This window comes from Aestuariimicrobium ganziense, assembly GCF_015352975.1.
Classification (GTDB): domain Bacteria; phylum Actinomycetota; class Actinomycetes; order Propionibacteriales; family Propionibacteriaceae; genus Aestuariimicrobium; species Aestuariimicrobium ganziense.
On the sequence record NZ_JACYIZ010000018.1, the window covers coordinates 1 to 841 of the forward strand.

General features: G+C 69.8%; 1 protein-coding gene. It reads left to right on the plus strand.

Features of this window, described 5'->3' with window-relative positions; translation table 11 throughout:
* Positions 1-193: 193 nt before the first annotated feature.
* The coding region (locus tag IE660_RS15250; protein WP_328701995.1) for a helix-turn-helix domain-containing protein at positions 194-841 on the plus strand (648 nt) is incomplete at its 3' end.

Below are 841 nucleotides of genomic sequence, written 5' to 3' on the forward strand. Positions count from 1 at the left end.
GGTGGGGGTGAGCGCGACACGCCAGAGCGCGGGGTGAGGGTGGTTGGGGGTCGAGGCCTTCAGGATCGGAAGCGTCTCTTCAACCTGACCGGAAGGCCTCGACGTGTCCGAGCCTACGGGGTGCTGCTGCGCTTCCACGACCCCTTCGTACTGTGACCATTGCGACCTGCTGGTCGGTCTGGACGGCTTGCACGTGGTCGACGTCGACAAGACCGGCCATGGCGTGCTCGTGGTCACGATGGAGTCCGCGCCGACGGTGATGGGCTGCCCGACGTGTGGGGTGGTCGCTGAGAGTCGCGGCCGACGCACGATCACGCTGGTGGACATCCCGTGTTTCGCCCGGCCGACCCGGCTGCGGTGGCGCAAACGCACGTGGCGGTGCCTGGAGCCGGCGTGCCCGACCAGGGTGTTCACCGAGCAGGACGAGCAGATAGCCCGCCCGCGCGGGCTGTTGACCACCCGGGCGTGCCGGTGGGTGATCGAGCAGGTCCGCCGCGAGCACGCCTCCATCCACGGACTCGCGCGGCAGCTGGGGGTGGCGTGGAAGACGGTATGGGGCTCGATCCAACCCATCCTGGCGACGCTGGCCGACGACGAGGCCCGGTTCGCCGGCGTGACCACCCTCGGGGTGGACGAACACCTGTGGCACCACGTGAGTCCCCGCACGCGCGGCCCGAAGGAACTCACCGGCATGGTCGACCTGACCCGTGACAAGGACGGACGCGTCCGAGCCCGGCTGCTCGACCTCGTACCCGGCCGCTCCGGGACCGTGTACAAGACATGGCTCGACCAACGCGGCACGGCGTTCAAGGCTGGGGTCGAGGTCGCCATCCTGGACCCG